The following is a 294-nucleotide window of genomic DNA, read 5'->3' on the forward strand; positions in this document are numbered from 1 at the left end:
GTTTGCACCGCGTATGTGTTCAAGCATTGTTTTATGGGTTTTAGTAAGCACTCCCTTGCGGCTGTCCGGATGTCTAATGGCGCGCACTATGTCGTGGAGCTGAGCTGTCGTCATGTTCAGCTCAGCCATCTTTTCCTTGAGTCCCACCAACTCAGTGTCGGGGATCAATAGACCCTTGGCCAGCTGATGCTTAGACGGCATTTCGCGATCTAGCGTCAGTGGAACGATAGTCAGTTTTTGGTAGCGCTCGGTGATAACACGATTAGCACGGCCGAAGCCTCCCTTGAGATGCCT

At 52.0% G+C, this 294-nt stretch carries 1 protein-coding gene; it reads right to left on the reverse strand.

Going from position 1 to position 294, the window contains the following annotated elements; genetic code table 11:
- Nucleotides 1–294, reverse strand: a 294-nt coding sequence (locus AC1RO3_RS09050; protein WP_481764089.1) for a hypothetical protein, incomplete at both ends; no start/stop codon positions are given.

This window comes from Dellaglioa sp. CoH-57-MRSF-19 (assembly GCF_056781975.1).